Source organism: Paenibacillus sp. JT31N11 (assembly GCF_056269285.1).
Genome location: NZ_JBWDNQ010000001.1, coordinates 365297 through 378531, shown reverse-complemented (window position 1 = coordinate 378531; position 13235 = coordinate 365297). Strand labels below are relative to the sequence as shown.

The 13235-nt window shown below is 49.1% G+C and carries 11 protein-coding genes; 5 read left to right on the top strand and 6 right to left on the bottom strand.

Annotated elements, in window-relative coordinates:
- Positions 1–40 precede the first annotated feature (40 nt).
- Positions 41–1330, bottom strand: a complete 1290-nt coding sequence (locus AC0YNV_RS01740; RefSeq protein ID WP_475765323.1) for a DNA polymerase IV — start codon at positions 1328–1330, stop codon at positions 41–43.
- Between the two features lie 260 nt (positions 1331–1590).
- Between AC0YNV_RS01740 and cimA the strand changes: the two genes are divergently transcribed.
- Entirely contained in the window at positions 1591–3204 is a 1614-nt protein-coding gene (cimA, locus tag AC0YNV_RS01735) for a citramalate synthase (protein ID WP_475765321.1), read from the top strand.
- Positions 3205–3282: 78 nt separating this feature from the next.
- On the opposite strand, the gene AC0YNV_RS01730 is transcribed toward cimA, so the two are convergent.
- Entirely contained in the window at positions 3283–3846 is a 564-nt protein-coding gene (locus AC0YNV_RS01730; RefSeq protein ID WP_475765319.1) for a TlpA family protein disulfide reductase, read from the bottom strand.
- A gap of 177 nt (positions 3847–4023) precedes the next feature.
- Between AC0YNV_RS01730 and AC0YNV_RS01725 the strand changes: the two genes are divergently transcribed.
- A complete protein-coding gene (locus AC0YNV_RS01725) occupies positions 4024–5325 on the top strand; it encodes an MFS transporter (RefSeq protein WP_475765317.1) in 1302 nt (433 codons plus the stop codon).
- A gap of 86 nt (positions 5326–5411) precedes the next feature.
- Positions 5412–5936, top strand: a complete 525-nt coding sequence (locus tag AC0YNV_RS01720) for a M67 family metallopeptidase (protein ID WP_475765315.1) — start codon at positions 5412–5414, stop codon at positions 5934–5936.
- On the opposite strand, the gene AC0YNV_RS01715 is transcribed toward AC0YNV_RS01720, so the two are convergent.
- From AC0YNV_RS01715 to AC0YNV_RS01705, 3 genes are read right to left on the bottom strand one after another with little or no spacing between them, the layout of a single operon-like run.
- The gene (locus AC0YNV_RS01715) at positions 5883–6617 is read right to left on the bottom strand and encodes an exonuclease domain-containing protein (protein WP_210045710.1); all 735 of its coding nucleotides are present in this window, start codon (positions 6615–6617) and stop codon (positions 5883–5885) included. The genes AC0YNV_RS01720 and AC0YNV_RS01715 overlap by 54 nt on opposite strands.
- Positions 6618–6637: 20 nt before the next feature.
- Positions 6638–7708, bottom strand: coding sequence for a DUF294 nucleotidyltransferase-like domain-containing protein (locus AC0YNV_RS01710; protein WP_475765313.1), 1071 nt, complete (start codon positions 7706–7708; stop codon positions 6638–6640).
- A 42-nt stretch (positions 7709–7750) separates the two neighbouring features.
- On the bottom strand, positions 7751–9121 hold the full coding sequence (locus tag AC0YNV_RS01705; RefSeq protein ID WP_475765311.1) for an ammonium transporter: 1371 nt from the start codon (positions 9119–9121) through the stop codon (positions 7751–7753).
- 435 nt (positions 9122–9556) lie between these two features.
- On the opposite strand from AC0YNV_RS01705, the gene AC0YNV_RS01700 reads away from it, so the two are divergent.
- Together AC0YNV_RS01700 and AC0YNV_RS01695 are read left to right on the top strand one after the other, a co-directional pair.
- Positions 9557–10000, top strand: coding sequence for a MerR family transcriptional regulator (locus AC0YNV_RS01700; protein ID WP_475765310.1), 444 nt, complete (start codon positions 9557–9559; stop codon positions 9998–10000).
- Positions 10001–10024: 24 nt separating this feature from the next.
- Positions 10025–10708 carry a zinc metallopeptidase gene (locus tag AC0YNV_RS01695; protein WP_475765309.1) on the top strand — a complete coding sequence of 228 codons (684 nt, stop codon included), beginning with the start codon at positions 10025–10027 and terminating at the stop codon, positions 10706–10708.
- 219 nt (positions 10709–10927) lie between these two features.
- Here AC0YNV_RS01695 and AC0YNV_RS01690 read toward each other — a convergent pair whose 3' ends face one another.
- A complete protein-coding gene (locus tag AC0YNV_RS01690) occupies positions 10928–13081 on the bottom strand; it encodes a methyl-accepting chemotaxis protein (protein WP_475765308.1) in 2154 nt (717 codons plus the stop codon).
- Positions 13082–13235: the final 154 nt, after the last annotated feature.

The window sequence follows — 13235 nt, the reverse complement described above, 5'->3', positions numbered from 1 at the left end:
GCGCGTAACCATTGTTGCATATAAACGTAATGAACAGTCCTTACTCATCACTATATAACATATGCTCGTCTGTTTGCAAGGATGTCCCACGAATTCGCTTGTTCCGGATCAGTGCGGACGGGTCTTCGCCAAGCATGCTTGCCGTAAGCACCGCATCCTCTCCGAATTTATCGCGAAGCAGATCCATTGCCCGCGTCAGGGCTTCCTTGCGGGGCTGCTCTTCGTAGCTGAAAAGATCAAGCTGCATAGCGGTCTCACTCCGTGATGTCAAATTCTGCAGCGTCACACCAAGCAGCCGTACGGGGTCGCCTTCGCGCCAATGCTTGTCGAGCAGCTTGCAGGCTTCGAGATGGATCTCAGCCGTTGTATCCGTCGGAACATGGAGTGTTACCGAGCGGTTAACTGTCGTCATATCCGGTTTGCGGATAATGACTTGGATCGTGGCAGCCACCAGCTTCTGGCGGCGCATTCTTCTGGCTGTTTGATCGGCCAGATTCAGCAGGATGCGATGCGCCTCCTGCCGCTTGGTTACATCTTGCGGAAGTGTCGTTGTATGCCCGATAGATTTATTCCGTTCTCTGACAGCATTCACCGGAGAATAATCATATCCGTGCGAGGCCGACTTCATCCAGGAGCCTGCCACACCGAAATGCTTTACCAGCATGGCCTCTTCCGCCGCCGCGAGCTGACCGATTGTATGGATATTCAATTTTTTCAGCTTCTCGCCTGTTTTGCGCCCTATTCCAAACAGCGAGTCACAAGGCTTATGCCAAAGCAGACGCGGCACATCACGTATCCGCAAAACCGTCATCCCATTGGGTTTGTGCATATCCGAAGCCATTTTGGCGAGCAATTTGTTAGGCGCAACGCCGATTGAGCAGGGCAGATTCCATTCGGTTTGGATCCGATGCTGAATATCCCGGGCAATATCGAGCGGTTCCCCGAAAGCCGACGACCCTGTAATGTCAAGATAGCATTCATCAATCGAGGTTGCTTCCAAGAGAGGCGTGTATTGACTGGCAACCGACATAAATCCGCGTGAGTACTTGCGGTACAGTTCAAAATCGGGTTTGATCAGAATCATTTCCGGGCACAGCTGCAGGCCCTGCCTTACGGTCATTCCGGTTTTAACGCCCTTCTGCCTCGCTGTATAGGAGGACGTTACGATAATCCCTCTGCGCTGCTCTACACTGCCGGCAACTGCCGTCGGCTTTCCTTTATAAATGCCTGGTTCCTCCGCCTCATGAACCGAACAATAAAATGCGTTCATATCCAGGTGAATGATGATACGGTTTTTTCTGACTTCCTGATCTTCACCGGCCTGTTTCATATTCGGTTTTAACCGCACATAGACTTAAAACAAGCCCTGGTGCCGTCTGCTCCAAGCTAATAGACGCCAACCAAGTCTTCATAGCTTCCGCACCTCCTATATGAATATGTAAAAGCTTCGATTGTTTCTAGCATACCACAAAAACCGTTACTAAAATGAACAATCCCGACAGGAGCGCGTTTAGCGACAGCCATCAGGTCTTATGCTATAATATGAAATTATGACTTTTCAAAGTATGGATAGAGGAGGGCGTCCAAGCAATGACCAACATTATCTCGGTTTTCGATACGACGCTGCGTGACGGTACGCAAGGCGAAGGTATCAGCCTGTCAGCGGACGACAAATTAAAAATCGCCCAGAAGCTCGATACGCTTGGCGTTCATTATATTGAAGGCGGCAATCCGGGAAGCAACAGCAAGGATATTGAGTTTTTCCAGCGTGTCAAGGCTTTGAAGCTGAATGCCAAACTAACCGCTTTCGGCAGCACGCGGCGCAAGAACAGTGTGGCGGAGCAGGACAGCAATCTGCTTCGTATCGTGGAATCCGGCGTACCTGCGGCAACGCTGGTCGGCAAATCGTGGGATTTCCATGTCCATACCGCACTCCAAACAACACTAGAAGAAAATTTATCCATGATTTATGACTCCTTCGCCTTTCTCAAAAGGAATCATGTAGAAGCGATTTTTGATGCCGAGCATTTCTTTGATGGATACAAAAATAATCCGGAGTATGCCCTCTCCGTGCTGCGCAAGGCTCAGGATGCCGGCGCAGATTGGATTGTGCTGTGCGACACCAATGGCGGTACTCTGCCTACGGAAATTCATGATATCGTCAGCCGCGTCCGCGCCGAGCTTATTGCCCCGCTTGGCATCCACACCCATAACGATTGCGAGCTCGCCGTCGCCAATACGCTTGCGGCTGTACAGGCGGGCGCACGTCAAATTCAAGGCACGATTAACGGATACGGCGAGCGCTGCGGAAATGCCAATCTGTGCTCCATCATCCCGACTCTGCAAATCAAAATGGACTATCGCTGTATCGCAGACGAGCAGCTTGAGTCATTAACGACCACAGCCCGCTACATAAGCGAAATTGCCAATGTGCATATGCCGGTGGGCCAGCCTTATGTAGGAAATGCGGCATTCGCCCATAAAGGCGGCATTCATGTATCGGCGATTATGAAGGATTCCAAAACCTACGAGCATATTCAGCCAGGTCTTGTCGGCAACAAGCAGCGCATTCTCGTATCGGAGCTTGCCGGACAAAGCAATATCATTTCCAAGGCGCAGGAGCTTGGTCTTGATGTGAACGCCAATAACGAAAAAACAAAACAGATTATGGAACGGATCAAGGAACTGGAGCATCAGGGCTATCAATTTGAGGGAGCCGATGCCTCCCTGGAGCTGCTTCTTCGTGACGCCTTCGGCGAGATGAAAGAGCTGTTCAAGCTGGAATCGCTGAAGATGCTTGTGGAAAAAAACAATGGCAGCATGAATGCGGAAGCCATCGTCAAGGTTAACGTGGAAGGCCAAACCGTATACACCGCCGCCGAAGGCAATGGACCTGTGAACGCTCTGGATAATGCGCTCCGCAAAGCACTGGTCCAATTTTACCCAAGCATCAACAACATTCATCTGGCTGACTACAAGGTGCGCGTCATTGATGAGAAGGATGCCACCGCCGCCAAGGTCCGGGTGCTTATCGAATCCACCGATTTCAAAAACACCTGGAATACTGTTGGCGTGTCGAGCAATGTTATTGAAGCCAGCTGGGAAGCTCTCGTGGACAGCATACGCTATGCCATGATGAATATGGCCAAGGTAGATGGCAATAAGGACCAGCCGCGCGCAAGCCTGGGTCTTGTGAACCATTAAACGACCGTTTTATAACCCTCAAACAATTAATGGACATGCCTACGGGTCTCAAACCCATCCGGCATGTCCATTTTTTTATCAGGCCGCAGCCTTCTGATCATCTTCCACCTTCAGCCACTTGTCAATCCGGTCCTGCCATTCCTGCCTGGAAATGACGCCCGTAATCCGCTCCCGTACAATCCCTTGACTATCGATCAACAGGCTTGTCGGAAAAGACGATACCTTGTAGAGATCCGTAGCATTCCCGTCTCTGTCCATGAGAATCGGGAAGGTGAGCTTCTGCTCGTCCACAAATTCGCGCGCCTGCCGTTCCTTGTCATAGCTTGTCGCATTAATGCCATACAAATCGACGCGGCCGCCGTATGCTTGTGACAGCTCTTCCATGTCAGGCGCCTCCAATTCGCAAGGATAACACCACGACGCCCAGAAATTGATTAAAACCAATTTGTCCTGTTTTCCGCCGATCGCAACTTTATTGTCGTTCAAATCGGGCAGTTCAAGCGTTGGCGCAGTGAATCCGGGCTTGGGCAGCATGTCTGCCGACGCAGCCAAAGCTTCACTTTGCTTGCTTTTATTTTGATACACTGCGATTCCTGCCAGCACAAGTACAACCGTGAGCAATATCCATGTCCGTCTCATCATAAGCCTTCTTTCCTTCTGTAAAAAGCGTCCCGCAGTCTGTCCAGGCAAGCTTTTCTATTGTGTTTCCCTCGCCCTGCGGATTCTTAAGCTCCCTATATGTTACCATGTTGGAGAATGGAAGCTCAAGTCGGGGGGCACATTACCACTACAACAGATACCATGGGAGTGTAGACAATCATGAACAAGACCAAATCCGGAGCCGCCACTAAATTCATCACCCCAATGCGCACTACCGAACTTGCACCTTCCGAAGGCGGCGCTGCATCTGACAATAAGCCAAAAAGCAGTGGAAAATGGCGGGAATATGCTGCTTTATCCTCGGTTCCGCTCGTACTGGTTCTGGGCAATTCCATGCTTGTGCCGATTCTTCCTGACATGGAAACCAAACTTAATATATCCAGCTTTCAGGCCAGTCTGGTTATAACCCTATTCTCGGTATCCGCCGGAATCATTATTCCTGCTGCCGGTTTTTTATCGGACCGCTACTCCCGCAAGGCCGTGATGCTCCCTTCTCTCGCCTTATACGGCTTAGCCGGTATCGGAGCGGGCGTAGCCGCCCTGATGCATTCATATGGTTTCCTGATAGCCGCAAGGGCTTTACAGGGCATAGGAGCCGCCGGGACAGCCCCGATTGCCATGGCATTGGTCGGAGATAAATATAAGGATGGCGAAGAGAGCGAGGCGCTGGGTTTAATTGAAGCCTCCAACGGAGCAGGCAAAGTGATCAGCCCGATACTTGGTTCCTTGCTTGCTCTGATTATATGGTACGCGCCGTTGTTTGCCTTTCCTGTCTTCTGTGCGGCTTCCTTCCTGGCTGTCAAGGTAATGATCAAGGAACCAGCCAGCGATAAGGAAAGCTCGACGCTTAAGCAGTATATTTCCGATACGGTCAAGGTGTTTCGTGAAAAGGGACGATGGCTGACATCCGCCTTTGTCGCCGGTTCCCTCGGCCTGTTCATCTTATTCGGAGTATTGTTCCGGTTGTCCGATCTGCTGGAAAAGCCGCCTTATTCCATAGACGGTGTGGCCAAGGGCGGGGTCCTTGCCATCCCGCTGCTTGGCCTGGTGGCGACAGCCTACTTGACCGGCCGTGCAATCAAAAACAACGGGACGCTCATGCGGTGGCTGATGCTGATCGGGCTGGCTCTGATGTGCGCGGCGCTTGGCGCCTGTGCTTTTCTGCACAATAATATTTACGCCCTGATCGGCTTCGCCACCCTGAGCAGTATTGGAACCGGTCTCCTGCTTCCCTGCCTGAACACGCTGATTACCGGTTCGGTGGACAGCTCTCATCGCGGTATGGTTACTTCATTATATAGCAGTCTGCGGTTTCTGGGCGTTGCCTTTGGCCCGCCGATATTCAGCTGGATGGCGGACCGGTCGGACACGCTGCTCTTTGGAGTCGTCTCCGGGCTTTCACTTGCCGGCTTATTTCTTATTCTGGCGTTTGTAAAACCTCCTCAGCAGGCCGGGGGCTAACCATTTCCATTCCTTATAAGCGGTGCTTCAGTCAAGCTACCATCTACGGTATAATGGTTTCAAACAGGACCAGGAGGCGGATTGGCGTGGACAAGCGGGATAAACAGCAATCTGGGATTACGCTCACTGCCCGCTTAAGCATAGCCCAGATAACTGGAGAGGCTCGAATTCAACTAATTGAATCCTCTTTGTCAGCTTACCCCCGCGAGGCATGCGGTGTCCTCACAGGCTCCATAAGAGAGCCCTTGCAAGGAACAAGCGATGGCATTGTCCGCGTGGATGCTGTCCATCCCATTCCCAATGCTGCAGCGGAACCATTAAGCACTTTTTCCTTTGATCCCCATGAATGGGTCCAGACGATGTACCGCATACAAAAAAACCGACAATCGCTTGTCGGTTTCTATCATTCGCACCCTGCTTCGCCCCCCCTTCCGTCAGATGCGGATCTTCAGGGTTTGCAGCACGTCAAAGCCGCATCCTACTGGATTGTTTCGCTGGCGGAGCAGACATGTCCTGTCATAAGCGCTTTTGGTGTTAACGGAATTTCACTTTATCCATTAATGCTTGCTCAGATAGGCATAAAGGTCGCCGAGTGTCACCACGTTACGTGAGAATATCCGCTTCAAATAAACAAGCCACAGCTGCGCGGTCATGATGGAATCCTCAAGAGCATGATGCCGCTGCGTGATGCGAATGCCGCTATCCTCAAGCAGCTCATCAAGGCCATAGCCTTCTCGTCGCGGCTCCAGCCATTTGGCCACCATCATCGTATCCAGCACCCGATGGGTCAGATTTACCTTGGAGGTCCGCCACAGTGCCGCGTTCAGAAATTGCCTGTCATGGCCGCTGGCATGGGCAATCAGCATTCTTTTACCCACAAATTCCATAAAATCATGGAGAACCTGCATCAAATCCGGCGCACTCTCCGCCATTTCATTCGTAATGCCTGTCAGCTCAGTTATATGTCTGGGAACTTTGCGTCCCGGGTTTACAAGTGTATAGAAGGACCGCTCCTCAAGAATCGTTTCCCCTCTTAAGGTTACAGCACCCACCGACAGAATCTCATCGCCATTGGCAGGGTAGAAGCCCGTAGTCTCCAAATCAAATACGACCACTTCCATCTCTTTCAGTGATTGATCCAGGATGGATTCTTTCCGCTGCTCCTTGGACATGGAACGTATAAAGGCCATCTGCTGGGCGTTTTGCGCACCCATCATTGAAGCGATCGCCGGCGTAATGCCGCCCATTTTATACAAATGCCACATCCGTCCGACGCCTTTTTGCTCCTTCATGGTATCCCCTTTCGCCTCCCCTATAGCCCGTTCATCGTCTCTTTATAAACTCGCCGCTGCAATTTCTTCCCCAGGCGCAAAGCAATTTTGAGCTCATCGGTTAGCTCCTTGGTCATTCTGCTGCCTGCAAGCTTGCCATTATTGGCATACAATCCATCTTCCTGACGCTCTGTCGTCATTAACCGAATACGCAGAACCAACCGGAAAGCCCCGGAATATAAATCGGCATCCTGCTGCGTAAAATCTCCGCTCAGCAGCAGTCCCTGAATCCGCTCAAGCGTTGAGGTTGTCCTGATATTGCTGCGGATGCTCATGAGCCGGATGGCATTGACCATTGGGATGTAGGCACCGTATTTGATATCCAGACTGCCCGCATCCTCGCCATATTGCTCTTTAAGCAGCTGACCGAAAACACCTACCAGCATTTTGTGGCGCATCGTGTTATTCAGCATGCTTCTCACGATAGCCGGGTTATCCAGCAAATCGGCATAAAATTGATTTTGGAATACGGTCATTAACTCCAAATCTCCATAAATCAGCCGGCTGTCGGCAATGATGAGCAAATATCTTACACGTTCCCAGTTTGGTTCCGTGAACCATTCCTTCAATCTGGATCTCCATTCGGTCAGTGATTGACGCCACTCGGAGTTCGAGCTGATAACTTTGCCTTCACATGGCGGATAACCAAGCTGCTGCAGCAAATCGACTATGGTTTCGGAGAATATTTTAAAATAGAGCGATACTTTCTCCTGAAGGCGTTCATCCTCCGGATCTTCGTAAACAATACCGCTATCCTGATCACTGGATAACGTCTGTTCCTCTCTGCCCCCGCTGCCGAACAATAAATAAGCGTAAAGCACGGGTGGGGTTCCATGCCCCAGCCGTGCCATTTGCGCTTCCGAGAGGATAATTGCACGCTTGATAAAAGCGTCATGCACCTCATTTAAATCGGTATAAAATTGTTCGACCGTTTGTTCCGAGAGCAGAGCTTCCATTTGCTCGTGGATTTGATCCCGCAAGCCGCGCAGCGTCTTCACATCATCAGCGGTGCCGATGAGCGCCAGCAGCTGAGCATAAATCGAATCGCTCATGCATCCCTCTCCCCTGGCCAGTATGAAAGCTTATGATTTGGATTACAGGCTTTGTTGAGCTTTTTTCATTTGCTCAGGGTAGCCGTAAGTACCATGCTCAGAAAGATCAAGTCCGATAATCTCTTGTTCTTCCGTAACACGGAAGCCCATAACAAGCTTCATAATACCGAGCAGCAGGAACGATGCGCCGAGCGCATAAGCACCGCAGACAACAACGGATTCGAATTGAACCCACAGTTGATGCCAGCTGCCTGTATCGATCAAACCGCCTTCACCGACGCCAACTTGCTCAGCCAGTGCTTTTGTTGCGAAGATACCGTTAGCCAGCGTACCCCAAACACCTGCGGCGCCGTGAACAGACATGGCATAAATCGGATCGTCCACTTTGATTTTCTCAAAGAATTTTGCACTGTAGAATACAAGCACACCTGCAACCAGACCGATAACAACTGCTGCCCATGGATCAACGAACGCACAAGATGCTGTGATGGCAACGAGTCCGGCAAGCGCACCGTTCAACATCGTGGAGATGTCAGCTTTGCCGTTAACCAGCCATGAGATCAGAAGCGCTGCCACTGCACCGGCTGCCGCGCCGAGTTGTGTATTGAATGCCACATAACCAAAGAATCCTTCGCCGACTGTAAGAGCCGAACCTGCATTGAAACCAAACCAGCCAACCCATAGAAGCAGTACAGCAAGTGAACTGAATACTTGGTTATGACCGAGGATTTCGTTAGCGGAACCGTCTTTGTTGAATTTTCCGATACGCGGTTTAAGCAGCACGGTTGCTGCGAAAGCTGCAAGCGCACCTGTTAAATGGACGACCGTCGAACCGGCATAATCTTGTGCGCCGTCCTTGGCCAGCCAGCCGCCTCCCCAGATCCAGTGAGCGACAACAGGATAAATTAATGCGGTAAACAAAATCGTGAATACGAGATATGCCGATAATTTCGCGCGTTCCGCGAATCCGCCCCATGCGATGGTCAGCGAAATAGCTGCAAACGCCAATTGGAATAGGAAGAATACGCTCGAAGGATAAGCTTCACTGGTAGAATCTCCTACAACAGATGGGCTAAAGAAGAAATTGCCTGAGCCGATAAAATTATTGATTGCATGATCGACGTTGTCTCCTCCGAAGATCAAACCATAACCTACTGCCCAGAATACCAGGGAACAAAGACCTACTGTGAAAATTGTTTTACCTGCTACGTGCCCGGCATTTTTCATCCGGGTCGATCCTGCTTCCAGCAGAATGAAGCCGCCTTGCATAAGAATAACGAGAACTGCTGCAACCAGAATCCAGACCGTGTTAATCCCCAGACTCAGCGTTGCCGGAGTAGGATCTTCCGCAAATGCCATTGCGGGGAAGACCAAAGATAACGCAGCAATCGATAAGACCAACTTCTTAACCATGACGACCACTCCCTAAATGTGTAATGTTTCTTGACATGCTTGGAAAGACTTAATGTCATTATAGTCAGAAGTGCTCATTTTGACAATACGGTTTTTCGAATTTCTACAAAAAAATCAAACATTCGTTACTTCCAAAGACCCGAATGTTAAGTTTTTTCACAATTTCAACTCCAAAATCATCTATTAAAGGGTTTATCCTTCGCCTTTTCCATTAGAAACTCTTATTTGTCAACTCTGAATTTGTTTGTAAAATCTTAAAAATCAGTGAGGATTATGAGGCATATTCTAAACAATTAACAATTTTGAAAGCATTACGTTTGACTGTATGGTTATAGATTCTGTATCATATACTAATAAGGTAAGCTTGGATAGGAAGGCAATTTGTCCATTTATACAGATCCCTTGTGTTCGTGTAATTAATGAAAGAAGGTGAGAATGTTGGCGGAAAAATCTTTGTACCGTATTGGCATGCTTTCAAAACTGGCCGACGTCAGCCCTCGCACAATCGATTTCTATACTTCGATTGGATTGATTCAGCCAGAGACGCGTTCAGCCAAAAATTACCGCTTATACAGTGATGAAACCTTAATTCGCCTCAAACGTATTGTACAAATGAAGAAAGATAAATATTCGCTTGATGAAATCAGAGAAAATATTAACGTATGGCGCAAGGTTTCATCCGAAGAGCAGGTTTCAAGCAAGCTTACAGACCTGCAGCTCCATCTGGAACAGCTGCAGCGCGAAGTAAAGGAGCTTGAGCCGGTTTTGAGCCAGATGAAGCCCCAGCAGGCCAAGCAGGTCTTCAAACGGCTTGTTCCGCAAACAGCGGCTTGTGTAGAGGCATTGGTGCTGCTCCTGAATAAGGGCGGACTAATGTAAAATTAAATAATGGAGGGACTTCAGATGCTTTTTTTTCATCCCATGGACTTTCTGATCATCATTGCCTTCGGTTTGTCGCTTTGGGCTCAGTTCCGGGTTAAAGGAACGTTTAACCGCTGGGCTGAGGTGAGAACGATGAGCGGGATGACCGGCTATGACGCCGCCAGAAGAATGCTCGATGCGAACGGCCTGCATGATGTGCCTGTTGAGCCTTTACCAGGAAGGCTCTCCGATCACTACGATCCGATCCATCGGGTTGTACGGTTGTCGGAGCCCGTCTATTACGAGAACTCCATCTCGGCCGTTTCTGTGGCTTGTCACGAGGTCGGTCATGCCATACAGCATCAGCAGCATTATCCGATGCTCGTCGTTCGCCACCGTATCTTCCCGGTCGTCAGATTCGCTTCCGGGGTCGCACCTTTTATGCTGATTGCCGGATTCCTGTTCCAGGCAAGCGGACTTATCGGCCTGGGTATTATATTCTTCACCTGCGCCGTCGCTTTCCAGCTCATTACACTGCCGGTTGAGTATAATGCCAGCAACAGAGCACGGGACTTGATGATTGCGGAAGGCTTTATTACAAACGATGAAGAGCGGGGCGTTGCCAAGGTGCTGAACGCCGCTGCATTGACCTATGTTGCAGCCGCCCTCATCTCTCTGCTTGAGTTATTGAAATATATTATGATCTTCACACAAAGCAGAGATTAATATCGCAAAAGACAGCTAAGAGGCGGGGAATCATCCCCGCCTCTTTTATTTGTTATACGAATCAGTGAATGCGTTCTTAGCCTTTGCCGCTTCACTCCCTCATAAGCCTGACAAGGAATACTTTTGCCACGCTAATAATGCGGTTAAGAGGAGAAGTGCAATCCCCATGCAAAAAAAACCGGGCATTCTCATGCCCGGTAATGTTCGTCAAGTTTCGTTCTAACGTTCTTCCGTGCGGAAACGGGATAATGTTTCCTTTAAGCCAGTCGAGACAGTCTGAAGCTTATCTGATAGCCCGACAAGCCCTTCGCTGATATTCGTCTGTTCATTGCTGAGGGAGGCCACTTCCTCGGAAGTTGCAGATGATTCTTCGGCAACCGCACTGACATTTCCCATTGCTTCCGACAAAACAAGCTGTGATCGATCCAATACCATAATCGATTCCGTGACGGAGCTGAGGCGGTCAACGAACTGACCCATCTGGCTCTGAACCGTTAAGAAAATCTGATTCGCTTCTTTAACGGAACCAATCTGTTCCTGGAAGATCGGGTAGGCATCGGAAAGCACATTAACCGTCTCATCAATTTCTTTCTGGATGGTATCGGTAAATTGTCCGACCACATCAATGGATTGGCGGGATTGATCTGCAAGCTTCCGGATTTCGTCAGCCACCACCATAAAGCCTCTTCCTGCCGCCCCTGCACGAGCTGCCTCAATGGTTGCATTGAGGGACAGGATATTCGTCTGTTTGGATATATTGTTCAAGACATCCAGAATCTTGCGAATCGATGACGTGCTTTCTTTGAGACGATCAACCTTCTCAACCATTGATCGGGTCATTTCTTCAGTTTGGCCCGTTTTCTCAATGAGACTGTTCATATAAACCGTCCCTTGACGACTGGCATTCTCAACCTCAGCGGCAGAAGTGCCCATCTGTTGATTGGCATCCATGACTTCCTTCATCTGGTTGCTGATCTCGGTTGTCAAGTCGCTGCCTTTCTCCGCCTCCATCGCAAGGCTTGTAGCCCCATTGGCAATTTCCTCAGTCGCTACCGCAATTTCCTTGGCGGATACAGCCGTTTTCTTCGACGCATCGGTCAATTCGCTGGCAGTGCTGAGTACATCCTGCGCTGACTGCGTGGTTTGATTAACAAGCGTCGTGATCTGCGCCATCATTTGATTGAAGCTTTGTGATAATTGGCCGATTTCATCCTGTGACTTTACATTCGACCGTACAAATAAATTCCCGTTCTCGCCTTCATTCATCAAATTGCGGAGTCTGCCGAGCGGAATAGCTACCATACGGATGACCAGGAATCCGATACCAGCGGCAATAACAGCCGATATTGCGGCAATTATCCAGGTCCAGCTGCGGATTGCGGCTGCGTCTTTTACCAGTTCCTTGACAGGCACCGTACCAAGCAGCTTCCAATTCATCGTATCGAATTGATGATACATAGCCAAAACTTCATTCCCGTTCTTATCATCCACCTGCATCGATCCATCCGCTGCATTCTTCCCTTCCGTAGGAAGAACGACCAGAGAGTCCTTCTCCAGCAGTTCCGGATCATCACTATAGATAATCTTGTTTGTACTGCTCACGATGGTAATTTCACTGTTGTCGCCGAGCTGCAAATCTTCCATCTGTTTGGTGATTTGTTTCAGGAATATCTCGACCACGACAATATAATTGCCTTGGTTGGTTACGGTATTTTTCAGCACTCGGCTAAGCGCAAACGAAGGCTCTGTCAAAGAGCCGCTGTACCCTTTCACTTTGGTTGGCAGCCATATAAGCTTGCCATCCCCGTCAACAATTTGCTGCATCCAATCCGACTTTTGAGCTTCTTCTGCATTAATCGAGCTTCCGCCAACCGTAATGCTTGTTTCTCCTGCCTTGATTGGAATGATTGATGCTCCTACAATCGTACTGTTGCCGATAACATAGGTTTGAATTGTATCGGTCAGTTTTTTCATAGCATCAAATTTCTCATAGGCTTCTTTTGAAGCGTCAAGCATCTGCAGGTTTTCCTGTACTGTTTTGTCCAGCATAATTTGCATTGTCAAATCTTCATAGTTGCCGAACATAAGATCCAGTTTGCCCTTGGATTGAGAGAGTGCAACTGAGCTCGACTCGGATACCTTCTTCTTGATTATCGACTTCGATGTAGAATAAGAAAATAATCCGACAAACAGCACACATACCAGAATCGCACTGAAAATAATTAGAAACAGCTTGGTTCCCACTGACTTAAGCGGACTTGTAAATTGAAAGTTCTTCAAACTTTTTACAGACGAACTGTAAAGTGCCTTCGCATCCTTTTTCTTTTCTTCTGCGCCCGTGTTTGCTTTCTTGTCCTTGTTCGTCCATTTCATCGACCAGACACCACCTGATATAATGTTTGTTTGCAATTGTGCTCGTACGTCTGTGTTAATGAGTCGTTCGCTGCCATGGTTATATGTAAGAAAATACGAAAAAAATTAATTTGTGTGCTGAATCCTCCTAACGTCCCAAGCCTTTCCTCACAAT

Bases quoted from the DNA above. Each gene is read 5' to 3' on its own strand.
- AC0YNV_RS01740 (WP_475765323.1), bottom strand. From the start codon at position 1,330: ATGAAACAGGCCGGTGAAGATCAGGAAGTCAGAAAAAACCGTATCATC.
- cimA (WP_475765321.1), top strand. From the start codon at position 1,591: ATGACCAACATTATCTCGGTTTTCGATACGACGCTGCGTGACGGTACG.
- AC0YNV_RS01730 (WP_475765319.1), bottom strand. From the start codon at position 3,846: ATGATGAGACGGACATGGATATTGCTCACGGTTGTACTTGTGCTGGCA.
- AC0YNV_RS01725 (WP_475765317.1), top strand. From the start codon at position 4,024: ATGAACAAGACCAAATCCGGAGCCGCCACTAAATTCATCACCCCAATG.
- AC0YNV_RS01715 (WP_210045710.1), bottom strand. From the start codon at position 6,617: ATGAAGGAGCAAAAAGGCGTCGGACGGATGTGGCATTTGTATAAAATG.
- AC0YNV_RS01710 (WP_475765313.1), bottom strand. From the start codon at position 7,708: ATGAGCGATTCGATTTATGCTCAGCTGCTGGCGCTCATCGGCACCGCT.
- AC0YNV_RS01705 (WP_475765311.1), bottom strand. From the start codon at position 9,121: ATGGTTAAGAAGTTGGTCTTATCGATTGCTGCGTTATCTTTGGTCTTC.
- AC0YNV_RS01700 (WP_475765310.1), top strand. From the start codon at position 9,557: ATGTTGGCGGAAAAATCTTTGTACCGTATTGGCATGCTTTCAAAACTG.
- AC0YNV_RS01695 (WP_475765309.1), top strand. From the start codon at position 10,025: ATGCTTTTTTTTCATCCCATGGACTTTCTGATCATCATTGCCTTCGGT.
- AC0YNV_RS01690 (WP_475765308.1), bottom strand. From the start codon at position 13,081: ATGAAATGGACGAACAAGGACAAGAAAGCAAACACGGGCGCAGAAGAA.